Source organism: Winogradskyella sp. KYW1333 (genome assembly GCF_003335675.1).
Lineage (GTDB): Bacteria > Bacteroidota > Bacteroidia > Flavobacteriales > Flavobacteriaceae > Winogradskyella.
Genome location: NZ_QPHL01000016.1, coordinates 273,555 through 299,671 on the forward strand (window position 1 = coordinate 273,555; position 26,117 = coordinate 299,671).

Consider the following 26,117-nt stretch of genomic DNA (forward strand, 5'->3'; position numbering starts at 1 on the left):
ACAATAATGTGACTATTATCATAAAATAAAAAGTGTGAAAACAATTCAAACGTTTTCGTTGATAAGTATTTAATAAAATGAAAAAAATTAAAAGGATTCTCGTCTATGATTTCGTCTTTTTCTTTTTCATAGACATATATTCAGGCATAAAATCATCATCCGTTTTTCCATTTATTTCCTCCGTAGCTTTAACCTTTTTATCCTTTCTGTTTTTACCAGAAAAAATAATCTGAATGAGTTCTTTGAAAGTATCAAACTCTACATTATATGAAAGACCAATTCCTTGAGTATAACCAATTTCTTCACCAAAATTTCTTATCGTGTTTTCTCTATTAAATACTTTTGCTCTAAACGTTCCGTCTTCGTTTAGCAACCAATCTATTTGCACATCACCAGTTATTGTGGTTTGTTGTGCGCTACCAAACGGTACACCCAACTTACCATTTACCAAAATTTTATCGCTAATTTGAGTTTGAAGTGTAAGACCAAATCTATTGTCCGTTTGCAACTCTGGTGTGTTTTCTCCCAATTCTACATCAATACCAACATTGAGGTTGTCATTATCACTGCTAATTATATTATTTACTATACCAGATAATCTCTCTGATATTGTACCTGTGAAGTTCACTCCTCTTATACCATTAGAAAAACTGCCTGTACCTAAAAGTGTTAAGGCTTGGTTGTTCCTTTCATCTTTTGATGACAACCTATAATCTAACTCAGATTTTACTGTTGATGATACATTAGGAAATCTCAAATCAAAATCTGGTTGTGGCTGTTCTAAATCACCTGTAAGATAAATATCTACCTCCACAGGTATTCTCTGTGTTACCGGAGTATCTAAAAGAACTGATGGATTAGCGGTTGTTTTATAAATGGCTTTTAAGTTTATTTCAGCACCCATAGGATCACCTTCCCATGCTATACTTCCACCTTGCTCAACTTCAAATTTCTTTTCAACAAAACCACCATATTTAAAATTATAGATTCCTTCAAATACCGAAAAATCTCCCCACATATTAAAAGTGCCATTAGTATTTATTAGAAATTGTAATCCACCTTTTCCATTTCCTTTTATTGTACTTCCAGCCTCTTTGTCAATTACAATTTCAATAGTTGCATTTTGGTTAACATCTAAATCAAAATCTAATTCCAAACCTTTTATTTCAATTTGTTCGATTACTTCACCATTTATCATTGCTTGCTTTTCTTCAGGTGTTAAAAAATGAATGAAAGTGTTGTCACCAAAACTTTCGGAATCATTAAGCGGTATATTAAAAACTGTTCCTTGTGCTGTGCTCCCAACTACTTTAATAACGAGTTGGTCCGTTGGACCTTTAATAGTTGCCTCACCTGTAACAAAACCATCACCATAATATAAGGATTCCTCCTCCTCTACTGTGTTTAAAACAAGTAATCTATCCGTATTTAGTTCTAATCCTAATTCCCAATCCGAGAAGTTATTATGCTCAATAAATCCGTTTAAATATCCTTGAGAGAAAAACTTAGAATCTGTCATAGCAACGTTATTAAAAATAAACTGCTGTTCTTGTAACGTTACTTTAGAATCAAAATCAAAACCATAATCTACATTTAAATATGGTATGGATAAACCTGCCCTGTCAAGCAATAATTCACCATCTATGCTTGGTTTGTTCAAGTTTCCTGTAACTTTGGCACTGCCAGACACTAATCCTCTTATATTACTGATTACTCCTTCACCTAAGGGATTTAGAGGGTCTAATAAAAATTCATAAAAATCAACATCTAAATTTATACTTGGATTATACTTAGAAACATCAATTGCACCAATTGCACTGAACGATTTTAAATTATCATTAACCAATGTAATATCAACTTCATAATTGGTTATTGAGTTATTCCCTTGAATTTTTGCAGTTAAATTTCCTAAATCATAATTATTAACAAATAGGCTACTAACCTCAAGGTCTGATTTTGGTAAGTAGATCCCATTATTTTGTTCAATATTAATTTTACCATTTACCACTCCTTGAAGTGCCAAACTATCAATTCTTGGTGTAATTTTAACGAGTTCGACATTGTTGAAATCCACTCCTAATTTTTTGTTGCCACCTTCATTTAGTGAGCCAGCAACCAGGATTTCTTCTCTTCCTTGGTTAATCCTTAAAGGGAAAATATTAAAATTCTTAAAATCCCTATCAAATATAATTTTGTTTAAAGTATCCTTGTCAGAATTAACTTCCCATTCAAAATCCTTAAAAAGAATATCAGATTTTCTAAACCCAATTATTGATTTATTTTCATCATCAATTGTGTAAAACAAATTGAGGTCAAAATTGTCTCTGTTTTTTGTACCACCTTTAAATTCAGTTTTAATTAATAAAGTGTCACGTTTCGTTACATTAATTAAGGAAAAATCAGAAGCATTATAAATTCCTGCACTTAGACTATCTATCTCAATGTAAGTATTGTAAATAGGGTTACTATTATCTACCATAAGCAAAATGTCATTTGCAAAATACTTTTGAAACTTAATCTCTGGTGAATTAAATGTTAAGTCAAAACCCTTTTCATCAGATTCAATCTTTCCTTCAATAAATGTGTTTTTACCTAAATATAAATCTTTGTAAAAGACCGCCGCTATTTTTGAATATATATTGAATTTAAAATTGAGATACTGACCTGCCTTTACTTCATTAGGTATATAATTAGTATATATACTACCCAAAGAATTTTCAACTAACTTAAGAATATCCCTTATTCTATAATTGCCAGTAATTGTACCACTGACAATGTCTGGTGAGTTAACTGATAACGTTCTTTTATCATCGTCAAAAGAGGAAACTATATCGAAATCTTCAAAACGATAGTTTCCATCTTGATTCTTATAGGTTGTATTTTTAATATTTATAGCTCCTGTAGCATTATCATAACTAGAGCCCAGTGCCGTCATTCTTACCTTTCCTATAAATTCTGACAGGCTATCTCTGGTTACAAAATTTAATGTCTTTAAATTGGCATAACCAACATTAGCATTAAAATCAAAATTCTTTAAATCACCAGAAAAATCTGCTAATCCATTAAAATCTAATTGAAGGTTCGGGTCCTTTGCCATGAGTATTCCATTAAATACTTTATTGCCTAAGTCTCCCTCAATAGTTATATTTTTATAATCGTAGTCATTATAATTTAAATTGTATACATCTCCTTTTACATCTGTTCTAAGATTGTCAATTCTAAATCCTTTACCGTCTAAATCTAAATTAGCCGAAATGTTTTTAAATAATGGATCATTAATCAATACACCAATATCAAATTCATCAAATACCACATTGCCTATATAACTTGCATCATCAATATCATCAATATTTGTAAGTTCTAAGTCTGAATCAATTAAACCTAAATCTGTATTAATCTTAATTTTTGCATCTACTGAAGTTTCTGTTATGTAAGAACTACCACTGATTCTAAAATTACCAACATTTGAAAAAACCGTTGGTATAGAATTACCCAATATTCTCGGCAATAACGCAGTAAGATCATTATAGTTTGATGCTAGATTTTTAAATCTCCCATTTAGTGTAAAGGTGTGAGGCTCTCTATTGAATAAATTTTCAAAGGTAATATCACCAATAATTTTCGTATTTCGAGTTGTGCTAATATTTAAATTTGTTACCTCTAAACTATTCAATGTCCCTTTTAAATCTGCATTAAGCTTTGCTTTTTGATTAACACCAAATTCATCGAAAAACACATTTAATTCGGTTAAGGAAACTTCAGAATCATTAAAGCTAGCTAATACGTTCACCTTATCAGTAAAGTCTTTTAAATCTTCTCTTTTGTAATCAAATCTGAGATCTCCTTTAAGCTCCGATGCTTCAGTCTTAATGTTTAAATCATCGAAAATCATATGGCTCCTTGTGTATTCAAAATTTGCCATGAGATCTTCAACCTTAATACCTCTGCTGTCAATAAAACTAAATTTATTGATACGAGAGCTTACGTCTGGTCCATTGATTAAAAAATTGGTTGTATTAGCATTTAGGTCGCTAAACACAAAAACTTCAGGGTCATCAAGATTTTCGTCTGAAAGTCTAAAGATGCCATTTTCAATTGAAACATCACTTGAGGAGAAAAGAAATTTACTTGGTCCAACCCTAGGATTGTCATCATCGAACCTAGCTACAAAAATATCTAAATTCGTATCTTCTTCTCCTTCATAAGTTTTTAGGTTAAAGAATAAATCCTGAATGTCTATATCTCCAAAATTCAATTTGCTGTTATACAGATTTCTAAAACTTATAATTGAAGTATTGAGTTCACCAATGCTTATGAGTGTATCCTTTTTATAATCCTTTATTAGAATTTCTTTGAGCTCAACATCGCCGTTTAATTGAAGACCTACCTTGCCAATATTTATATCTGTATTAAAATCGTCATTTAAACGTGTAGTAGCATATTTACCTAGTTTGGTTTGTACTGCAGGAATTGCCAGAATTAAGAATATAATAAGGAAAATCAGCAGAATTATACCTGCAATTTTCCCCAATATTTTCAATACTCTTTTGATAGAATTTATGCTTAATTATGAATGAAATCTTCACTACCTTTGTCTATACAGTACGTTACAAAGTATGGTTCTAGACTATATCGGTAAAATTAACAATTATTGTGCCTAATATCCGCTATGAAAAACGAAAATATTTATATCCTTGGCATAGAGTCTTCATGTGATGATACTTCAGCAGCTATACTATGTAACGATAAGATTTTGAGCAATGTTGTTGCGAACCAAAAAATACATGCGGCATATGGTGGTGTAGTACCCGAATTAGCATCAAGAGCTCACCAACAAAATATTGTACCAGTTGTACACCAAGCTATAGAAAAAGCCGGTATTTCTAAAAAACAACTTAGTGCTATAGCATTTACAAGAGGTCCTGGTTTAATGGGATCATTACTCGTTGGTACCTCCTTTGCAAAATCTCTTGCTTTTGGTCTCAATATTCCCTTGATTGATGTTAACCACATGCAAGCTCATATTCTTGCTCATTTTATTAGTGAAGAAAACCACAAAAAACCACCTTTTCCATTCCTAGCAATGACGATTTCAGGAGGTCACACCCAAATAGTTAAAGTGTCTAATCATTTTGAAATGAAAGTCTTAGGAGAAACTATTGATGATGCTGTTGGAGAAGCTTATGACAAAAGTGGTAAAGTACTGGGCTTGGGTTATCCTGCAGGACCAGAAATTGATAAACTAGCGCAATTAGGCAATCCAAAAGCATTTAGATTTACTAAGCCAAAAGTCGATGGTTTAAATTTTAGTTTTTCAGGTTTAAAGACCGCCATTTTATATTTCGTTCAACGAGAAACTAAAACAAATCCAAATTTTGTGAAGGACAACCTGAATGACATCTGTGCTTCTATACAGTATACCATTATTGGAATTCTCATGGATAAATTAAAATTGGCTGCAAAACAAACTGGCATCAAGCATATTGCTATTGGTGGTGGCGTTTCTGCTAACACAGGCATAAGAAAAGCATTAGAGGATGCAGAGCATAAAATTGGTTGGACTACATATATCCCAAAATTTGAATATACTACAGATAATGCAGCTATGATTGCTATTGTTGGTTATTTAAAATATTTAGAAAAAGATTTCTCAGATTTTGATGTTATGGCGACCGCAAGACTGAAAATTTGAATTGTTAAAACATCTGTTGATAAGCCTTACTAGTTTCCTTCAAACCAATGTTAAATTTTAGTTGCTTTGTGTTTAAATCAATCTCAAATCAATAATGAAACAACTTTTAATTGTCCTTTTTATTTTGCCACTTATATGTGGTAGTCAAGAAAATTTTGGTGTAGAATTAGATTCCATTCTATCCAAAGAGGATGCTAAAACATTTATTAAATCAAATAAAGATGTCAAGGGTAAAATTATAGTTTTCAATAAAGAGAAACATAAAACCCAATTGGCAGAAGATTTATTTAAACTTTCAAAGGGTGACAAAAAAGTTGTTAAGTCAGAATATAACAATACCTACTATAAAATATTAGATAAGGAAAAAAAATCTCATAACAGAGTAAGTTATATACTCTTTGATGGTAAAAAAATGACTCCTTCTGAAATCAATAGCAAGCGTACAAAAATTGTTGCATTGTATAAAAAAGGACATAAATTCAAAGACTTGGCTAAAATGTACTCCATGGATCTTAATGCAGGTAGAGGTGGTGATTTGGGTTGGTTTGAAGATGGTAAAATGCCTCCAGATTTTGAAAATGCAGTGAAATCGCATAGCACTAAGGATATTTTTACATTAGATATAAATGATAGGAATTGGTACTATGTGATATTAAAAACACACGACACAAAAAAAATTGAAGAGATAACTGTTTTAAGATTTTCTGAAACTAAGTAATAATGCAACTTTTTTATAATTCTAACATTGCCGAAAGTGATGCTTTTTTCAACTTTGACAAAGATGAAAGCAAGCACATTGCAAAAGTACTACGCAAAAAAGAAGGTGACACTTTGTTTATAACAAATGGAAAAGGCTGGTTATTTGAAGCCCAATTAACAGAAAGCAATAACAAAAGTTGTACAGTAAAAATGATTTCTAAAAGCTTTAAAGAAAAAAGGAGTTTTTCAGTTCATTTAGCAGTGGCACCTACCAAAATGAATGACCGTTATGAGTGGTTTTTAGAAAAGGCCACAGAAATTGGTGTGGATAAAATAACACCTATTATTTGTGATCAAAGTGAACGAAAAGTAATTAAGACTGAGCGTTTTAAAAAGATATTACAATCTGCAATGAAGCAATCACTTCAGCACTATTTACCAGTTTTAAATGCGCCAATTAAGTTTCAAGACTTTATTAAGAATAATAATTCAGAGCAAATGTTCATAGCACATTGTGAAGACACAAAGAAAACCAATCTAAAAAATTGTATCGAATCTGGAAAAGATTACTTGATATTAATTGGGCCAGAAGGAGATTTTAGTGTTAAAGAAATTCAAATGGCATTGCAACATGAGTATATTCCTGTAACTTTGGGAGATACACGATTAAGAACAGAAACGGCAGCAATATTGGCTTGCCATACTGTTGCTTTGTTGAATTCATAACTATGAAATCTTATACTTTTTTAATGATATTATTTTCCGTTTTTTTTGTGCATGCACAAGAAGTTGCGGTTTTAAAATATAAAGGAGGTGGCGATTGGTATAGTAACCCAACTGCCCTACCCAATTTGGTTAAATTTTGCAATGATAATATTGACACCAACATTAATGAAAGAACTCAAACTGTTGAGGTTGGAAGCATAGATATTTATCAATTTCCGTTTTTACATATGACAGGTCATGGCAATGTTTTTTTTAGTGAAGACGATGCCGATAATCTACGGAAATATCTTCTCTCAGGAGGTTTTCTTCACATTGATGACAATTATGGTATGGAACCATATATTACGAAGGAACTTAAAAAAGTGTTTCCAAATAAGGAATTAATTGAAATGCCTTCAAACCATCCGATTTTTAATGTAGCTTATAAGTTTCCAAATGGGTTACCAAAAATTCATGAACATGATGGTAAGACACCAAAAGCAATGGGTCAATTTCATGAAGATAGACTTATTCTACTTTTTACTTTTGAAAGTGACCTTGGCGATGGATGGGAAGACCAAGAGGTTCATAATGACCCTGAAAATGTAAGGGAAAAAGCTCTAAAAATGGGAGCAAATATCATCAAATATGCATTTGAGAATTAAATAAAATATCGTTGCAACTAACTCACAATACCAACAAATTTATTCCGATTAAGTTTCCTATTACCTTGATCTGCGAGAATGTATCTAACGCACCCAATATTGGGAGTTTATTTCGTATTGCTGATGCTATGGGTATAGAAAAACTTATTTTCTGCGGTAACAATATTCCGTTAGGCAAACGAATGACAAAAACTTCTCGTTCTACAGAGAATTATGTTGATTTTGAAGTTTATGAATCAATCGAATCTGTCATTGATAGATTTAATTCTCATTACCTAATTGCATTAGAAATAACAGAAAATAGCCAAGCAATTCATGCTCTAAGTATAGGTTCAAATAAACCAATAGCCTTAATTATTGGCGATGAAAACTATGGGATTTCAGAAAGTGTCCTAAAGAAATGTGATGATATATTCCACATAGATATGTATGGCAACAATAGTAGTATGAATGTGGTTACTGCTACTAGTATTGCGCTATACGAAATCACCAAACAATTTAATTCTTGAGATAGAATTTAGCTATATTTAAACCATGAATTCAAAAGTTGTAGCAAACGGTATATTAAGAGCTGTAGGGATAATCTTAGCAGTTGCATCAGTTCTGTATTTTCTATATCAGATACAATCAGTAATTGTTTACATAGCTGTTGCTGCTGTTATTTCGCTAATTGGTAGACCGATTGTACTCTTTTTAAGGCGAAAGCTAAAATTTAACAACACATTCGCTGTGGTTGTAACAATGGTTCTATTAATTGGCCTATTTGTTGGGTTAATAGGACTATTTATACCGTTGGTAGCGGAACAAGGCCAAAACTTGGCTTTGTTAGATATTGAACAGTTGCAAGACAATATTCAAAAACTATACAACCAAGTAGTTAGTTATTTTGAGTTTAAGAATATTGATGTTGAGCAATCGATCAAAAACTCAGGTCTACTTTCAAAATTAGATTTCGCTTATATACCAGAATTTCTGAATAATCTTGTTAGTGGTTTAGGTAGTTTTAGCATAGGTTTATTTTCTGTGTTGTTCATTACGTTTTTCTTTTTAAAGGATAGTCAACTTTTTGAAAACGGTATAATGACTTTTATCCCAAGTGGTAATGAAACCAAAACAAAACATTCCTTCATTTCCATTAAAGAATTACTCTCAAGGTATTTTGTTGGATTAATATTCCAGATTTTAATACTGTTCGTTATTTATACTATTGTTCTTTTAATATTCGGGATCGATAATGCTGTGGTAATTGCATTTTTATGTGCACTATTAAATCTTGTTCCATATGTTGGGCCATTAATAAGTGGGTTTCTTATGCTTCTTTTAAGCATGTCTAGTAATCTTGGTGAAAGTTTCAGTGAAGTAATTTTACCTAAAACCACTTATGTAATGATTGGTTTTATTTTCGCTCAGTTAGTGGATAACTTCTTTAGCCAACCGTTTATATTTTCAAAAAGTGTAAAATCGCATCCTTTAGAAATTTTCTTGGTAATTGTAATTGCAGGAATTTTGTTTGGCATTATTGGTATGATTGTGGCTGTACCAACCTATACTGCAATTAAAGTAATTTTAAAAGAATTCTTATCTGAGAATAAGGTCGTAAAAAAACTCACTAAAGACTTATAGTAATAAGTTGAATAAACATTTATTAAATATTGTAGTTCAAGAATTTATTGATTCAAATTTAAATTCAGATATTTCAAGTTTATTATTGAAAGGTATTAATTTTGAAGGTATCTATTCAAAAGAAATAATAGAACAGATTGAAGCTAAAAAACGCTCAGAAAAAAAACTTCTGACGTGGTTCAATACTAAAAACATTTATTATCCAAATAAGCTTAATATTGAGCAAACCTCATCTGAAGTTACCGCAAATTACAAAGCCAATTTAGTTTCAGGCGAATCTTTAATCGATGTAACCGGTGGATTTGGAATAGATGCTTATTACTTCTCCAAACAGGTCGATTTCGTTATTCATTGTGAAATAAATGAACAACTATCTGAAATAGTTTCACATAATTTCAGGGCGTTAAATGTAGCTAACATTGAGTGTCTCAGTGAAAACGGCATTGATGCTTTAAAGCGTATTGACAAACCATTTGACTGGATTTATGTAGATCCTTCGCGACGTGATGAATCTAAAAAGAAGGTATTTCTACTTTCCGACTGTACGCCAAATGTAAATACCTTTCAAGGGCTATTTCTTAAATATGCTAAAAATGTAATGATTAAAACATCGCCCTTACTAGATATTAAAGCTACCTATCAAGATTTAAAAAATGCCAAAGAGTTGCATATAGTGGCAGTTAACAATGAGGTAAAGGAATTGCTCTGGATACTTGAAAGCGATTTTAACTCTGATTTGAAGATAAAAACAATAAACCTCATTAAATCAAAAAAACAAGTTCTAGAATTTAACTTAGAAGATGAATTGAATTTAGAAATAGACTATTCTCAGCCACTCTCCTATTTATATGAACCAAATTCAGCTATACTTAAAGCAGGAGGTTTCAAAACTATTAGTAATTTACTCAAGCTCCCGAAGCTTCATAAACACTCCCATCTGTATACTTCAAAAGATTTAATCGAATTTCCAGGCAGACGGTTCAAAATTGAAAAATGTCTACCGTTTAATAAAAAAGCAATGGCTAAAGAAAGTATACGCAATGCAAACGTAACCACTCGGAATTTCCCTATATCTGTTGGTGACATCAGAAAAAAAATGAAATTAAAAGATGGTGGAGATATTTATTTGTTTTTCACAACAAATATCAATGATGAAAAGACGATTCTAATTTGCTCTAAAATATAATTGGATCATAAGATTCAATTCTGCATCGACAGGTTCAACTATACAAGCTTTCATAATAAAAGCTAACCCAAAAAAGGGAATGAATTTAAGTAGGCTCTTCATTGGTTAATAAATTCATAGAAACTTATTGCAAGCTTCAAGAGATTTGGACAACCAACATAGTAAAAAAAATTTAATATATCGATAAAATGTAATATTTATTCGATAAAATGAAATTTATTGTAATCTGAAAATTGCAGTATCAGTAAAAGCGTATGAAACAACGTCGGTTTTATTTCTAAGAGTGTTTAAACCTGTAAAAAGGCTAAAAGCTGGTAAAATTATTTGATTTTCACTTACTTGATAGCAAGGCAGCTTTAATTTCTGTTTTCCCTTCCCTTTTAATAAAACACCTGGGTGAATATGACCTGAAAAAGTAAAATTCTTTGTGGTCTTATCACTTGGATCGTGAATAAATATAAATGGATCAATAATTAGCGTAGATTCAACATGAATGTTCAATTCATCCATTAATCGCTGAGATTGTCTATCGTGATTGCCCTTGACAAGAACCAAACTTAAGTCATCAAATTGCTTTAACCAAGTTTTAAATGTATCCATGTCACTGTTGGCTTTAGCATGAAATAAATCTCCAACAATTATTAATCTTCTGGTATTAAAATGATTTATAAGCTCCTTTAAACGTCTTAAATCCTTTTGAAGAATGTCATCTGGCATTGGAATACCATGCCGTCTAAAATGAGCTGTTTTCCCTATATGAAGATCGGATAGAATAAGTGCACTTTCCTTATTCCAATAGATAGCACGTTGATTGGTTAAGACTAACTCCTCGTTTAAGATGGTAATATGTTCAGTTACGATTTTCAATTTAATTAATCTTAAAAGCTTGCTCTTTAATTCTCTGAATACGCTTATCTAAATTCTCATTACTCATGGTACCACGTAGGCTATCGACTTTAAGTGGGAAACTTAAAGGTGTAAATGACTTTGCATATTTAACGATGATCTTACTTTTAGAAATACGGTCAAATGCTTTTTGTAACCTCGCTTCTTCTAATTGTTGGTTAAATACTTCCGTATAAGCTTGTCTCAATAATAAATTCTCAGGTTCATAGTCTTCCAAAACCCTGAATATAAGTCCGGATGAAGACTGTAGACTTTTGTTGTTCTTCCGTGTTCCAGGTTGGGATTGCACAACCAGACCTGCTATTACTGCTATATCCCTAAATTTTCGAGATGCCATTTCGGATGCATTTATGCTAGCAATGACGTCATCCATAAGATTATCTTTACTCAATAAAGTTTCAATATTTTTTTCTGAAATTGGTATCGGTTGATCACTCAATAATTCGAAGCCATAATCATTCATGGCAATTGTAAATGTAATTTGAGTTAACTTACTAATACGATATGCCATCAATGCTGAAAACACTTCATGTACCAAACGACCTTCAAGTGGATACATAAACAAATGATGGCCATCTCTAGTTTCAATGAGTTCAACCAAAAATTCATCAGCTTTTGGTATGTGCGAATGTTCATTTTGTCGGCTCACCAATGGATTTAAAAAGCGTAATTCTTTTTCTAATCGTCCTGGCTGTAAAGCATCCGATAATTTTAATCGTAAATAATGACTCAAATGAGATGTCAAAGGTAAACGACCACCTAACCAACTTGGCGACACAGCTTTTTTTGCTTTACTCCGTCTTACCAAAACGGTCATATCCTTAATCTGAACCAATTCCAAAATTCGTCCAGCCAATATAAAACTTTCGCCTGGCTTTAGTTTTGAAACAAAAAACTCTTCAATCATACCAATATACCCACCAGAAAAGTACTTAACCTTCAAGTTCACTTCGCTCACTATAGCACCAATATTCATCCGATGAAGCATACTTATGCGACGGCTTTTTACCTTATATGTTCCATCTTCATCGAGAATGACTTTATGGAATTCTTCATAAGAATGTAGCGTCTTACCACCTTTTGTAATAAAATGTAAGCACCATTGCAAATCATCTTTAGTTAAGTATTGGAAAGCATGAGTTTGTTTAACACGCTTATATAATGCCTCAGCCTCAAACCCTTCACCAACAGCTAAGGTCACCATAAACTGCACTAAAACATCGAAAATCAACACCATAGGATCACGAGATTCTATCTGCTTTTCTTTTATAGCTTCCTTTAATGCCGAAACTTCCACCAATTCTAAAGAATGTGTTGGTACAAAGTAAATTTTTGAACGTTCAAAAGGTGAATGTCCACTTCGGCCTGCGCGTTGCATAAAACGCGCTATGCCTTTTACTGAGCCAATCTGTATTACACAATCAACTGGTTTAAAATCCACACCTAAATCTAAAGATGACGTGCATACCACAGCCTTTAGATATCCTGAAGCAATATTATCTTCAATCCAGTTACGTAACTTTTTATCTATAGATCCGTGATGGATGGCCAACAATCCAGCCAAGTCAGGTTTTGCATTCAATAGTACTTGGTACCACAATTCAGCTTGACCTCTCGTATTAGTAAATATCAGAGTTGTAGTATTTGATGCTATGATTGGTAGTATTTTATCAACCATTTTAGTACCCAAATGACCAGCCCAAGGCAAGACTTCAATTTCATCTGGAAGCACAGAAATTATGTCTAATTTCTTCTTCTGTTTTGCCGTTACCTGAGTGACTTTAAGATTTGGATATGGCAATAATGCTTGCTTTGCTTCCTCAAGATTACCTATCGTCGCCGTGATTCCCCAAATTTGAACCTTAGGTGAATAATGTATCAATTGAGAAATTGCTAGTTCTGTAAGAACACCACGTTTATTACCAATAAGCTCATGCCACTCATCGATTACAACACACCTTACACTCTTAAACCATCTCGAATTTTTTTTCTGAGAGAACAACAAATGCATGGTTTCTGGTGTTGTGAGTAACACATCTGGCATTAAGCGTTCCTGTTTGCGTCTTGTCGCAGTTGGTGTATCGCCATTTCTAACTTGCACCGACCAGTCTAAACCGATATCGTCTGCGGCGTCGGTCATAGCTTTCGCCAAATCTTTTGCCAAGGAACGTAATGGACTAATCCAAAGTAATTTTAAGCCTTTAGGGTATTTCTCAGGGTGATTAAGATAATCAATAACCACAGCCAAGAATACTGAAAAGGTTTTGCCAAAACCGGTTGGTGCTACCACCATACCAGAATAGCCATTTGAATAACGTTGCCAAGTCTGCAATTGAAATAGAAAAGGTGCATGGCCTTTTTCAGCCATCCAATTATTTATGATGCGTAAACCGTCGCTATCTCTAAACTGACTCAAGATGCTGTGATTAATTGTTTAACGGATTCTATAGTGTCTATTTCGTCAACTGGTTTATCTTTTCGCCATCTAGCAATTCGAGGGAAACGAAGTGCAACTCCAGATTTATGACGGTTGCTCAGAGCGATACCCTCAAAAGCAATTTCAAAAACTAATTCCGGTTTTACGGTTCTAACAGGCCCAAATCTTTCAATGGCATTCTTATTTACCCATTGCGATATTTCTGTAATTTCCTTGTCTGTTAATCCGGAATAGGCTTTAGCAACAGTAACTAAAGCATCATCTTTCTTAACGGCAAAGGTGTAATCTGTGTATTTACTGCTTCGGCGACCACTACCCTTTTGAGCGTAAATCATTACAGCGTCTATCGTTAATGGGTCGACCTTCCACTTCCACCAGTCGCCTTTTTTACGACCTATGTGATAAGGTGATTTCTTCTGCTTTAACATCAAACCTTCGCTATTTATGGCTCTAGAATTATTCCGTATGTCATGCAGGTCTACCCATTTCTTAAAATCTACTATAAATGATAGCTTGACATACTCGGGCAGAGCCACTGAATTAAATAGAGTTTCTAGTTGTTTTCGTCTATTTTCAAAAGGTTGTTCTCTATTATCGTCGCCATTAAACTCGAGAATATCATAGGCTTTAAAGCCAACAGGAACCTCTTCTAACAATTTCTTTGTGACGTTCTTACGATTTAGACGCTTCTGCAAATCATTGAACAGCAAAACATCATTGTTTTTCATGGCTAATATTTCACCATCAATAACGAAGTCATCCTTAAAGTTGCCAAAAGCTTCAACCAATTCAGGAAATTGCTTAGTCACCAATTCTTCACCACGAGACCAGATGTAGATTTCGTTATTACGCTTTACAATTTGACCACGAATACCATCCCATTTTTGTTCAACTATCCAATCATTAGGTTTGCCTAACTCCGGTAATTCCTTTTCTAGAGCATAGGCCAAACAAAAGGGATATGGTTTGGAATTATCGTAATTGATGTGCTTACCGAGGATTAATGCTTCAAAAGAAATACTATCAACTTCCCAATTACCAATAATACTGTGCATGAGTTGATTAGCGTCAATATTGGTAAGCTTAGCAAGGGCATTAACTAAAGTTTTTTTTGAAACACCAATTCTAAAACTACCACCAATTAGCTTATTGAAAATAAGTCGTTCTTGTTGATCTAGTCCAGTCCAAGCCTCTAAAACAAACACTTTTTTATTCTCATCAGATTTTGGTTTTAAAGCTTTGAGTTCCGTCATCCATTCATTAAGACTTAAATCTAAGCGATGTGTAGGTTTTGGCAATAATAAGGCAAGTGTTTCACCTAAATCACCAACAGTACTATAACTTTCTAGAAACAACCACTCAGGAATATCCGTGAGTTCCATACACCATTCCTTCATTAAAGTTGTTTTAACTGGTCTTGATGGTCGTTTCCCTGTAAATAGGGCTATAACCCATAGTTTATCTTTATCAGGCGCTGTTTTAAAGTACTGTACGAAAGCATCAATCTTGGCATTGGTTTTATTGGTAATCTCTATGGTGCTTATCAATTCTGAAAACAACTTCATTCTGTATCAATATTTTCAGTTTCCTTTTCAGCTTTAGCTAAAGCCTCATCACCATACTCAGTTACTAGTTCATCTGCTTTTATCCCGATTTCATTAAGATATTTTGAAAATACAGCTTGAGAACCATGTGTTACATAAACCTGTTCGGCTCCAGTAGCTTTAACAGCAGAAATTAAACCGTCCCAATCAGCATGATCACTAACCACAAATCCTGCATCAACAGCTTGCCATCGTCTATTACCACGGATTTGCATCCAACCAGAACAGACGGCCGTTGCCACATTTGGAACACGTTTCAGCATACGAGAACCTAATAAAGCTGGTGGTGCAATAATAATTTTATTCTGGAGCATTTTCTTATCTAAGTCTGCAGACCACAATTTAGTATCAGGAAGCTGAATCCCTGAACCAGAAATCGCATTGTTTAAATTATGAATAGCACGATGTACAAAAATCTCATCACAGCCATCTAATAAAGACATTAAACGTTGGGCTTTACCCAAAGAATAGCCTAAAAAAACTGAAGTTCTGTTATTAGCTTGATTAGTTTTTACCCAAGATTGTAATTCAGTTTTAAGAGTTTCCTCCGTTTTCCAATTATAAATTGGCAACCCAAATGTGCTTTCAGTAATAAATGTATGGCATTTAACAGACTCAAATGGCTGCGTAATAAAATCGGGCTGGGTTTTATAATCTCCAGAAAAAACAACTACATAACCTTTATATTCCAATCTAATCTGAGCAGAGCCAATAACATGACCAGCAGGATGAAAAGATACCTTGACACTATTTATGGTTTTTGAGTTGTAATAAGAAATACTTTCAATATTTATGTCATTGCCCAAACGATGTTGTAAAATGGCCTTGGAATCATCAGTGCACAAATAGCGTTTCATGCCCCAACGTGCATGATCTGCGTGTCCATGGGAAATAATAGCGTATTCGACAGGATACCAAGGATCCAAATAGAATCTTCCTTGCGGACAGTAAATACCTTTTTTAGTAAATTTTACGAGTTGGTTTTCCCTAGACATAGTGTAACGAAGCTATTGAAAATGTTAAAATGTTAGTAGTAAAATTTAGTTAAAGTTTAGATTTTAAATTATGTTGGAGTCATATTTCAAAATAATCTAAATCTATAGAAAAAATTGAGTATTTTTTTGCGTTCTTTAATATGATAAGTTACATTTGCAACCGCATTTTTAGGAAACGTTCTTATAAATTATTGGAGAGGTGCCAGAGTGGTAATGGAGCAGATTGCTAATCTGTCAACGCGTAAGTGTTGCCCGGGTTCGAATCCCGGTCTCTCCGCATTAAAGCATTGATAACCAATTTCGGGGTGTAGCGTAGCCCGGTTATCGCGCCGCGTTTGGGACGCGGAGGTCGCAGGTTCGAATCCTGCCACCCCGACTTTAAAAATTCTGAGTTTTACTCTTGAATGGTCGCGTAGCTCAGCTGGATAGAGCATCTGCCTTCTAAGCAGACGGTCACAGGTTCGAATCCTGTCGCGATCACAAAAAGCCATTTCATTAGAGAAATGGCTTTTTTGTTTTTAATAGAATTTTGATTTTTGAATATTTATTTTGCTATAAGAGCCGCCCCTACAATGCCTGCATTGTTTTGATAGGCAGCAGGTATTACCGGTGTATTAATTTTAATTTGGTCCTTATAGCGGTCAAACTTTTTACTTGCACCACCTCCAATAATAATATAATCTGGGGAAAACAACTTTTCAACCAAACGTAAAAATTTATGGACACGTCCACCCCATTCCGTATAAGATAATTTGTAACGCTTTCGTGCAGCGTCTGAGGCGTAATATTCTATTCGTTTATATTTTTTATATGGCATAGAGCCTAACTCAAAATTTGGAATTAATATACCATTATAAAATGCACCTGATCCAATCCCTGTTCCTAGGGTTATCATAAATACCAATCCTTTTTTACCTTTCCCAGATCCAAAAGTCATGGTGGTTAACCCTGCAGCATCAGCATCATTAGCTACCGAAAAGTCTAGACCTGTTCTTTCTTTAAATAAATCCTCAACATTGACCCCTCTCCAGCTTTTATGAATATTTCCACTAGTATGGGCAACGCCATGAGTCACTAATGCCGGAAATCCACATCCCACTTTTCCTTTCCAATTAAAATATTCAACTAGCTCTGCAACCTCATCAGCAACATCAGAAGGTTTTGCACCTTCAGGAGTCGGTATACGATGACGTTCAGAAATTAGTTCACCCGTTTCTGTATCTACTATAGCTCCTTTGATTCCCGAGCCACCAATATCAATCCCTAATAATTCCATAAGATGAAAATGTTATATCTTTTAATTGAGACTAAAAGTAAAAGGTTAAATATAGTCAAAAGAGACTTCATTTCATGAATGTCGTTAAATGGATTAATCACAACTATGTATTATATATTTTACACCATTCTTAATTGAGATGCCGTGAAGCCTTGTGGTTGTTTTGGTCGGGAGCTGAGTGGCAATAGATTCTAATTCTGATGCGATCAGATAGCTCTAATTAAAATGTATATTTTCTGTTTTACTCTGGATACTCAATCCTTAAATGATAAATATTGGCGAGTTTATGTTTTAGCACCTTCTTTATGGATTGAATCTCCTTAAACGTAATATTTGCATTTAGGAATTGTCCACTTTCCATTTGTTTTGTTACTATATTTTCAACAAAGTCACTAATTTTTACACTTGTAGGTTCTTTAAGGCTCTTTGAAGCGGCTTCTACACTATCACACATCATTAAAATAGCAGTTTCTTTGCTAAATGGCTTTGGTCCAGGATATGAAAAGTCTTCAATGTTAACCTCATCATCATTTATAGACTTTTCTTTCATATAGAAATAATACACTAAACTTGTGCCATGATGCGTTCTTATAAAGTCTATAACTCTATCAGGTAAGTTGTACTTTTTTGCAATTTCAATGCCTTGAATAACATGGCCTATAATAACATCGGCACTTTCCTTGTTTGAAAATTCTTCGTGCGGATTAATGCCGTTACTTTGATTTTCAGTATAAAATGTTGGGTTATTCATTTTACCAATGTCATGATATAGTGCACCTACCCTAACTAACATAGCATTTGCCCCAATTTCATTTGCGGATGCTTCAGCAAGATTCGCAACATTCAACGAATGATGAAATGTACCTGGTGCTCTATTAGAAAGCTCTTTTAATAGTTTTGTATTAGTATCTGATAATTCTAACAAAGACACATCTGATACAAGTCCAAATATCTTCTCGTAGATATATATCAATGGTTGAACAAATAACGTCGCTAAACCGCATAATATAAAAAGACCAAAAGTCTCCCATTTTAAATTGGCGACTTGTCCTTCATGAATTACAAAAAAGGCAAAATATGCAATGATATATATAAAAGTAATTTGACCCACAGATATAAATAGATTCGCTCGTTTGTAAAGTTCTGATACAGTTAAAATCGTTACGATACCTGCAATGATTTGAAGAAACATATACTCGTAACTGTTAGGTACTATAAAACCTAATAAAAGTACGGTTAATACGTGAGCAAATAATCCTAATCTAGCATCAAAAAATGCCTTTAATACCAGTGGTAAAATACATAATGGAACAATGTAGATGTATTGTGAATTGTAGTTAATGACAAGGGTAGTCAAAAATATCATCAAGGCTATATTGAAAAATATAAACGTCACCTTGGTGTTGTTTAAAAACACTTCTACCCTGTATTTTCTCAAGAAAAGTAGGAGCATCAGTAATGCAAGTGCTACCAATAACGTATAAGCCACCAGAACCCAATTATAATTAGCTGTATTCCATACCTGGGATTCATATTCAGATTTAAGTGAATCTAAAATGGCAAATTGTTCGTCCTCTACAACCTGACCTTTAGAAATTATTAGTTGGTCTTTTTCAATACTTCCTCTAGTAAGTGAAATTTCTTGCAAACTCTCTTCTAAAGCCTTGTCCGTAAGTATTTCATTTAAGCTCACATTCGGTTTAATAACATCAAAGAAGAGAGAAATCATCTTATTTTTGTCATTGACATTGATATCAGAACCAAAATGAATTTCAATTGTTGGTCTTAGGGAGCCAATTTGAAACAAATCATTAAAAACCAGCTCTTTTTGAATCTGGTTATCAGACACTAAATTTACTGGCCTATCTTTATTAAAGCTATATTCAGTATCCAACACGCCATTATTATACAACCTATCAATTAAACTCTTACCTGTTTTATATAAGCTAGTACTTTGAGTACTTATATATATAGAGTCTGCAAAGGTTCGATTAAAAGCAGTCAGATATTCATTTAAAACGACATCCTTAATTTCCGGATCAATTTCAAAAAAAACAGGGCTTATTTTATTTATTTCAATCTGTTCATTTTCAATTTCTGTTTGGGATTTTTTTATGGCAAAATTAAAAGGCGCATAAAGATTCTCAGATTGCCAGGGTTTTCCTTTTTCAAAAGAATATCTGAACTTACCTGTTTTAGGAAATAGATATACAATAAAAAGTGTTGTTACTAAAAACAACAATATCTTATATACTAGTGCATGGTTTTTATACCATTTATTTAGAAGTACATTCATATACTTTCAAATGTAATAAATAATAAAATTTTAAGAGTTCATAATCAATAATACATTCAAAAATCTCTCAAAAAATCCTTAATTTCGCAACCAACTAATATAAAGACAATCATAATGAACAAGGACGTTGTTATAGTTTCTGCAGTTAGAACTCCAATAGGTAGTTTTTTAGGAAGTTTATCTTCAGTTCCTGCTCCTAGATTGGGCGCAATTGCCATTAAAGGAGCAATGGATAAAATAAATTTAAATCCAGATTCAGTTGAAGAAGTTTTGATGGGAAATGTTGTACAAGCAGGTACAGGCCAAGCACCTGCAAGACAAGCTGCAATATATGCTGGTATACCAAATACGGTTCCATGTACAACAGTTAACAAAGTTTGTTCCTCTGGCATGAAAGCTATTATGCAAGCAGCTCAAGCCATACAACTCGGTGATGCTGAAATAGTAGTTGCAGGAGGTATGGAAAATATGAGTGCCATTCCTCATTATTACCATGCTCGCAGTGCTACCAAATTTGGACCTGCTACAATGGAAGACGGTATGCAGAAAGACGGGTTAGTTGATGCATATGACAAGAATGCAATGGGTGTTTGTGCTGATGCTTGTGCTGAAGAGTATGATTTTTCTAGAGAGGATCAAGATGCTTTTGCAATTCAATCTTATAATAGGTCTGCATCTGCTTGGAGCAATGGGAAATTTGATAGTGAAGTTGTCCCTGTGGAAGTTCCACAAAGACGAGGAGAACCAATTATAGTTAGTAAAGATGAAGAATACACCAATGTGAAAATGGAAAGGATTCCAGCTTTGCGACCTGCTTTTACTAAAGATGGTACAGTTACTGCTGCCAATGCATCTACTATAAATGATGGTGCAGCTGCAATGGTGTTAATGAGTTTAGAAAAAGCAAACGAACTAGGTCTTAAACCTATAGCTAAAATAAAGAGTTATGCCGATGCGGCACATGAACCTAATTGGTTTACTACTGCACCTGCCAAAGCATTACCAAAGGCAATTGCAAAAGCCAATATTGAATTAACTGATGTTGACTTTTTTGAGTTCAATGAAGCATTCTCAGTTGTTGGTTTAGCTAATATGAAAATTTTAGGGTTATCAGATGAAAAGGTAAATGTTAATGGTGGCGCAGTTTCGTTAGGACATCCATTGGGATGTTCTGGTGCAAGAATTTTGGTAACACTTATTAATGTACTTCATCAAAATAATGCCAAAATTGGTGCTGCTGCTATTTGTAATGGTGGTGGTGGTGCTTCTGCAATGGTAATTGAACGCGTTTAATTTCACTTTATGCAATACGGCATATGTAATCTAGGAATTGTTCCAATAAGAATAGAACCATCAGATCCGAGTGAAATGGTAACTCAGGCTTTGTATGGTGATTATTTCAAGGTTTTAGAACAACGTAAAAAATGGAGCCGTATTAGATTTGCCTTTGATAAATACGAGGGTTGGATTGACAACAAACAATATGTTGAGATTTCTGAATCTCATTACAAGTCTTTATTAGATTCAAAAGCGAGACTTTCAACGGATCTTGTAGAATATGTATCTGATGAAAAGAATAATCTATACCCTATTCCGTTAGGATCTGAATTAACTGGTCTTAAGCTTCTAGGACACAATTATGAAGGAAATTGCTCTAATGATAAGAAAGAAAAATCTAACATAGTACAAACAGCATTTCTTTACCTTAACGCACCATATCTTTGGGGTGGAAAAACCCCATTTGGTATTGATTGCTCAGGATTTACCCAAATGGTATATAAACTTAATGGCTATAAAATTCTTAGAGATGCCTCTAAACAAGCAACCTTGGGCCACGCATTAAGTTTTATAGAAGAAAGTGAGCCAGGAGATTTGGCATTTTTTGACAATTCCGAAGGAGACATAATCCATGTTGGAATTATTATGGAAGATAATTATATAATTCATGCACATGGAAAGGTTAGAATAGACCGATTAGACCATAGTGGTATATATAATGTGGATAAAAATATACATACACACAAACTGAGGGTTATAAAAAAAATCATATAAAAAAAGCAACTCGTGAGAGTTGCTTTTTTATTGATTCATAATTCTTTGAATTAGTTTCCACCAGAAGCAGCTTCTAATTCTTCAACCATAGTTCTCATTTCTTTAAACTTATCCATTTCACCAAGTGCACTGTAGATATTCATTAATGTCCTAGCCGCGTCGATATTAGAGTTTCGTAATGCAAGGGATTTTTCCAAGTATGGTATAGCCTCCTGATAAAGCTGGGAACGTTTCTCTTTTAACTCATCATACTTTCTATTATCTGCAGCGCTAGTGCCTAAACTATTCATTTCCTCGACAATTGAAGACTCACCCTCTAGGATAACAACAGCTAAGTTATTATATGCATCTACATAATTAGGGTCTATTTCAATTGCTTTTTGGTAATAACTTTTAGAAGCTTCTATATTTCCTCCTTCAGCAGCTAATACACCTAAATTATATAAAAGTTCAGCATTATTAGGATCTTTCACAGTTGCTTCCTCCATAAGAGCTTTAAACTTATCTCTGTTGCCCATTTTTAAGTGTACATTTGCCTCTGACAGTAATAAACCTACATCATCTGGATTTTCAGCTCTGGCATCAGCCATCGCTCCTAAAGCTTTTTCGTTCTCACCTTGACTTACATAAATAAGAGCAATATTTTTAACAATCTCTGCAGATTTAGATGAGCTTTTCTCATCTCTAGGATCAGTATGAGATTTTGCAATATTAACAGATATATCTCTTGTTTCTTTATTAGGGAAACGTTCTTCTTGACCATTCTCCTTATTCACACCATAGTAATACATTTGTACACCAGAATATCCCATATTCTTTAACTCTATATAATGCTTTAAAGCAGTGTCGTAATTTTGACCTGATACTGCTGCCGAAGCGGCATAATAAAGATATAACGTATCTGCTGGCGACATTCTATATACCTTTTCGAATCCATTTGATGCACTTGCATAATCCTTAGTCTGGAATGCATCGTTTGCATTATTTAAAAACGTATTCATCATTTGGGTTTTCATTTGATTGGCCTGATCGGTATATTTCAATTTACCCATTGAAGATTCTAAATCCTTTAAATTGCCTAAACTCTTTATTGCAATATCTATTTCATCGTTAGATCCTGTTCCGTTTGCATATAAAGCTTGAGCTTTTAGAAAATAAAACTTAGCTTTTGTTTTATCATCCATGTTATCAATTAATGCATCTGCAGATTTCAAAGCACTTTTGGCACTTGCGAAATTAGAATTCTTAATTGCCTTTTCCATTGCTTTAATTTCATTCTTTTGGGCAAAAGACATAGCACTAAAAGCCAAAAGCAATACTAATGTCAGTAATTTTTTCATTTTGTAATAATAGATTTTTGTTGTTAATTTTTAGTTATCCGTTCCATTAGTATCAATAGCCGTGCCATCATTACTAACATCTTGATTATCTGTTGATTCTTCAAAATTTTCAGCATCTTCATCTTCATCATCTTTCATCACCTTAGCTACTGCCGCAATAGAATCTTTTCCTTTTAGGTTAATAAGCTTAACACCTTGTGTGGCTCTACCCATTACTCTTAAATCAGCAACTTCCATTCTAATTGCAATTCCAGACTTATTAATTATCATTAAATCGTCCTCGTCAGTAACATTTTTTATAGATACTAGGTTACCCGTTTTTTCTGTAATAGAAATAGTTTTTACACCCTTTCCACCTCTATTTGTAATTCTATAGTCATCTAAACTAGAGCGTTTACCATATCCATTCTCCGACACAACAAGTATGTTACTTTCCATATCGTCAACGGCAATCATGCCAATAACTTCATCCTTGTCGTTGGCTAAAGTAATTCCTCTTACACCTGAAGCATTTCTGCCCATTGGTCTAGTTTTGGCCTCTTCAAATCGGATGGCCTTACCAGACTTTAGCGCCAACATAACTTGGCTTTCACCTGTGGTTAATTTAGCTTCTAATAACTCATCACCATCTTTAATTGTAATCGCATTAATACCATTAGTTCTTGGTCTTGAGTACTGTTCTAATGAGGTTTTCTTCACTTGACCCTTTTTAGTGGCCATTATCACATAGTGACTATTAATGTAATCTTCATCCTTTAGATCTTGAGTACAAATAAATGCCATTACCTTATCATCTTGCTCTATATTAATAAGGTTTTGAATTGCTCTACCCTTTGAGGTTTTAGAGCCTTCTGGAATTTCATAAACGCGCATCCAGAAACATTTTCCTTTTTGAGTAAAGAATAACATATATTGATGGTTCGTACCAACAAATAAGTGTTCTAAAAAGTCTTCGTTTCTAGTAGTAGATGCTTTTTGACCTACGCCTCCTCTATTTTGAGTTTTATATTCAGTCAATGAAGTCCTCTTAATATAACCTGCATGAGAAATGGTAATTACCACTTTCTCGTTTGGTATCATATCTTCAATACTTAAATCACCACCTGCGTACTCTATTAAAGAACGTCTTTCATCACCATATTTATCCTTTACCACATTAAGTTCTTCCTTAATGATGTCCATTCTTCGATCTTTTTTATCTAAGATATCCTTAAGATCTTCAATGGTTTTCATTAACTCTTCATATTCTGCACGCAATTTATCTTGTTCGAGACCAGTTAATTGACGTAGTCTCATTTCTACGATGGCCTTGGCCTGTATCTCAGTAAGTTTAAATCGCTCAATCAATTTGGCTCTTGCTTCATCAGCATTAGCTGATGCTCTGATTAATGCTATTACCTCATCGATATTGTCTGAGGCAATTATTAATCCCTCTAATATATGTGCACGTTCTTCTGCTTTTCTAAGTTCATACTTTGTACGTCTAACGACAACTTCATGTCTGTGCTCAACAAAGTAATGTATTAGGTCTTTTAAGTTTAATAACTGAGGTCTACCATTTACAAGGGCTATATTATTTACACTAAATGATGATTGAAGTGCTGTATATTTATAAAGCTTGTTTAAAACAATATTTGGTATTGCATCTCGCTTTAAAACGTATACAATACGCATTCCATTTCTATCGGACTCATCTCTTATGGTAGAAATACCCTCAAGCTTTTTATCGTTAACCAAATCAGCAGTTTTCTTAATCATATCTGCCTTATTGACTTGATAAGGGATCTCATTAACGATAATACACTCACGACCATTAACTTCTTCTATATTAGCTTTACCTCGCATTACGATACGACCTCGACCAGTATGAAAAGCTTCTTTAACACCGTCATAACCATAGATTATACCACCAGTTGGAAAATCTGGAGCTTTAACATGCTGCATTAGCTCGTCAATCTCTATATTATGGTTATCTATATATGCAATAGTTCCATTAACAACCTCTGTCAGGTTATGAGGTGGCATATTCGTTGCCATACCTACAGCAATACCAGACGCTCCATTAACTAATAAACCAGGAATCCGAGTTGGTAATACCGTTGGTTCTTCTAAAGTATCGTCAAAATTTAGTTTGTGATCAACTGTTTCTTTATCTATATCTGCCAACATGTCCTCTGAAATCTTCCGCATGCGAGCTTCCGTATAACGCATGGCTGCAGGACTATCTCCATCGACAGATCCAAAATTCCCTTGTCCATCAATTAACATGTAACGTAAACTCCATTCTTGAGCCATACGTACCATTGTATCATAAACCGACGTATCGCCATGTGGGTGATATTTACCTAATACCTCACCAACTATCCTTGCTGATTTTTTATGTGCAGTATTAGCTCTAACACCAAGTTCGTGCATGCCATATAAAACACGTCTATGAACTGGTTTTAGCCCATCTCTTACATCTGGTAAAGCACGTGACACAATGACCGACATTGAATAATCAATGTAAGCTGATTTCATTTCATCCTCAATGTTAATTGGAATAAGTTTTTCTCCTTCTGCCATATATTTAAATAATTAATTTTTTGTAGGTTTTCAAAACGTGCTAATATAACTAAAATAGCAGTGTTTGAAGAGTTGG

General features: G+C 33.7%; 18 protein-coding genes and 3 tRNA genes. 12 read left to right on the top strand and 9 right to left on the bottom strand.

Annotation, left to right across the window (positions count from 1 at the left end; genetic code table 11):
- Positions 1-103: 103 nt before the first annotated feature.
- A complete protein-coding gene (locus DUZ96_RS08820; protein ID WP_258774354.1) occupies positions 104-4,540 on the bottom strand; it encodes a translocation/assembly module TamB domain-containing protein in 4,437 nt (1,478 codons plus the stop codon).
- 129 nt (positions 4,541-4,669) lie between these two features.
- Between DUZ96_RS08820 and tsaD the strand changes: the two genes are divergently transcribed.
- The 7 genes from tsaD (at position 4,670) to DUZ96_RS08855 (ending at position 10,570) form a co-directional block, all read left to right on the top strand.
- Positions 4,670-5,692: a tRNA (adenosine(37)-N6)-threonylcarbamoyltransferase complex transferase subunit TsaD gene (gene tsaD / locus DUZ96_RS08825; protein ID WP_114301572.1), complete on the top strand. Its 1,023-nt coding sequence runs from the start codon at positions 4,670-4,672 to the stop codon at positions 5,690-5,692.
- A 94-nt stretch (positions 5,693-5,786) separates the two neighbouring features.
- Entirely contained in the window at positions 5,787-6,410 is a 624-nt protein-coding gene (locus tag DUZ96_RS08830; protein ID WP_114301573.1) for a peptidylprolyl isomerase, read from the top strand.
- A 2-nt stretch (positions 6,411-6,412) separates the two neighbouring features.
- Positions 6,413-7,117 (top strand): 16S rRNA (uracil(1498)-N(3))-methyltransferase, encoded by a 705-nt coding sequence (locus DUZ96_RS08835; protein ID WP_114301574.1) that lies wholly within the window; start codon positions 6,413-6,415, stop codon positions 7,115-7,117.
- Positions 7,118-7,119: 2 nt separating this feature from the next.
- Positions 7,120-7,761: a DUF4159 domain-containing protein gene (locus DUZ96_RS08840; protein WP_114301575.1), complete on the top strand. Its 642-nt coding sequence runs from the start codon at positions 7,120-7,122 to the stop codon at positions 7,759-7,761.
- A gap of 11 nt (positions 7,762-7,772) precedes the next feature.
- Positions 7,773-8,270 (top strand): TrmH family RNA methyltransferase, encoded by a 498-nt coding sequence (locus DUZ96_RS08845; RefSeq protein WP_114301576.1) that lies wholly within the window; start codon positions 7,773-7,775, stop codon positions 8,268-8,270.
- A 25-nt stretch (positions 8,271-8,295) separates the two neighbouring features.
- Positions 8,296-9,384, top strand: a complete 1,089-nt coding sequence (locus tag DUZ96_RS08850) for an AI-2E family transporter (RefSeq protein WP_114301577.1) — start codon at positions 8,296-8,298, stop codon at positions 9,382-9,384.
- Positions 9,385-9,391: 7 nt separating this feature from the next.
- Positions 9,392-10,570 carry a THUMP-like domain-containing protein gene (locus DUZ96_RS08855; protein ID WP_114301578.1) on the top strand — a complete coding sequence of 393 codons (1,179 nt, stop codon included), beginning with the start codon at positions 9,392-9,394 and terminating at the stop codon, positions 10,568-10,570.
- A 216-nt stretch (positions 10,571-10,786) separates the two neighbouring features.
- Here DUZ96_RS08855 and pdeM read toward each other — a convergent pair whose 3' ends face one another.
- The 4 genes from pdeM to DUZ96_RS08875 are packed head-to-tail and all read right to left on the bottom strand — an operon-like array spanning position 10,787 to position 16,512.
- Positions 10,787-11,437, bottom strand: a complete 651-nt coding sequence (gene pdeM, locus DUZ96_RS08860) for a ligase-associated DNA damage response endonuclease PdeM (RefSeq protein ID WP_114301579.1) — start codon at positions 11,435-11,437, stop codon at positions 10,787-10,789.
- 1 nt (position 11,438) lies between these two features.
- Positions 11,439-13,892, bottom strand: a complete 2,454-nt coding sequence (locus DUZ96_RS08865; protein ID WP_258774355.1) for a ligase-associated DNA damage response DEXH box helicase — start codon at positions 13,890-13,892, stop codon at positions 11,439-11,441.
- Entirely contained in the window at positions 13,889-15,478 is a 1,590-nt protein-coding gene (locus DUZ96_RS08870; RefSeq protein ID WP_114301581.1) for an ATP-dependent DNA ligase, read from the bottom strand. The genes DUZ96_RS08865 and DUZ96_RS08870 overlap by 4 nt, the downstream gene beginning before the upstream one ends.
- Positions 15,475-16,512 carry a ligase-associated DNA damage response exonuclease gene (locus DUZ96_RS08875; protein WP_114301582.1) on the bottom strand — a complete coding sequence of 346 codons (1,038 nt, stop codon included), beginning with the start codon at positions 16,510-16,512 and terminating at the stop codon, positions 15,475-15,477. The genes DUZ96_RS08870 and DUZ96_RS08875 overlap by 4 nt, the downstream gene beginning before the upstream one ends.
- A 193-nt stretch (positions 16,513-16,705) precedes the next feature.
- Between DUZ96_RS08875 and DUZ96_RS08880 the strand changes: the two genes are divergently transcribed.
- The 3 genes from DUZ96_RS08880 to DUZ96_RS08890 all read left to right on the top strand — a co-directional run bounded on the left by DUZ96_RS08880 (position 16,706) and on the right by DUZ96_RS08890 (position 16,992).
- Positions 16,706-16,789 (top strand) — tRNA-Ser (locus DUZ96_RS08880).
- 24 nt (positions 16,790-16,813) lie between these two features.
- Positions 16,814-16,888 (top strand) — tRNA-Pro (locus tag DUZ96_RS08885).
- 30 nt (positions 16,889-16,918) lie between these two features.
- Positions 16,919-16,992: transfer RNA gene (locus tag DUZ96_RS08890), tRNA-Arg, on the top strand.
- A gap of 64 nt (positions 16,993-17,056) precedes the next feature.
- Here DUZ96_RS08890 and ppgK read toward each other — a convergent pair.
- Together ppgK and DUZ96_RS08900 are read right to left on the bottom strand one after the other, a co-directional pair.
- Entirely contained in the window at positions 17,057-17,788 is a 732-nt protein-coding gene (gene ppgK, locus DUZ96_RS08895) for a polyphosphate--glucose phosphotransferase (protein WP_114301583.1), read from the bottom strand.
- A gap of 241 nt (positions 17,789-18,029) precedes the next feature.
- Complete coding sequence (locus tag DUZ96_RS08900) at positions 18,030-20,084, bottom strand: HD family phosphohydrolase (protein WP_114301584.1); 2,055 nt, start codon at positions 20,082-20,084, stop codon at positions 18,030-18,032.
- A gap of 114 nt (positions 20,085-20,198) precedes the next feature.
- On the opposite strand from DUZ96_RS08900, the gene DUZ96_RS08905 reads away from it, so the two are divergent.
- A complete protein-coding gene (locus DUZ96_RS08905; protein WP_114301585.1) occupies positions 20,199-21,377 on the top strand; it encodes an acetyl-CoA C-acyltransferase in 1,179 nt (392 codons plus the stop codon).
- A 9-nt stretch (positions 21,378-21,386) separates the two neighbouring features.
- On the top strand, positions 21,387-22,136 hold the full coding sequence (locus tag DUZ96_RS08910; protein ID WP_114301586.1) for a C40 family peptidase: 750 nt from the start codon (positions 21,387-21,389) through the stop codon (positions 22,134-22,136).
- 50 nt (positions 22,137-22,186) lie between these two features.
- Here DUZ96_RS08910 and DUZ96_RS08915 read toward each other — a convergent pair whose 3' ends face one another.
- Both DUZ96_RS08915 and gyrA read right to left on the bottom strand, forming a co-directional pair.
- Positions 22,187-23,476 (bottom strand): tetratricopeptide repeat protein, encoded by a 1,290-nt coding sequence (locus DUZ96_RS08915; RefSeq protein ID WP_114301587.1) that lies wholly within the window; start codon positions 23,474-23,476, stop codon positions 22,187-22,189.
- Positions 23,477-23,506: 30 nt separating this feature from the next.
- A complete protein-coding gene (gene gyrA / locus DUZ96_RS08920) occupies positions 23,507-26,041 on the bottom strand; it encodes a DNA gyrase subunit A (RefSeq protein WP_114301588.1) in 2,535 nt (844 codons plus the stop codon).
- Positions 26,042-26,117 lie beyond the last annotated feature (76 nt).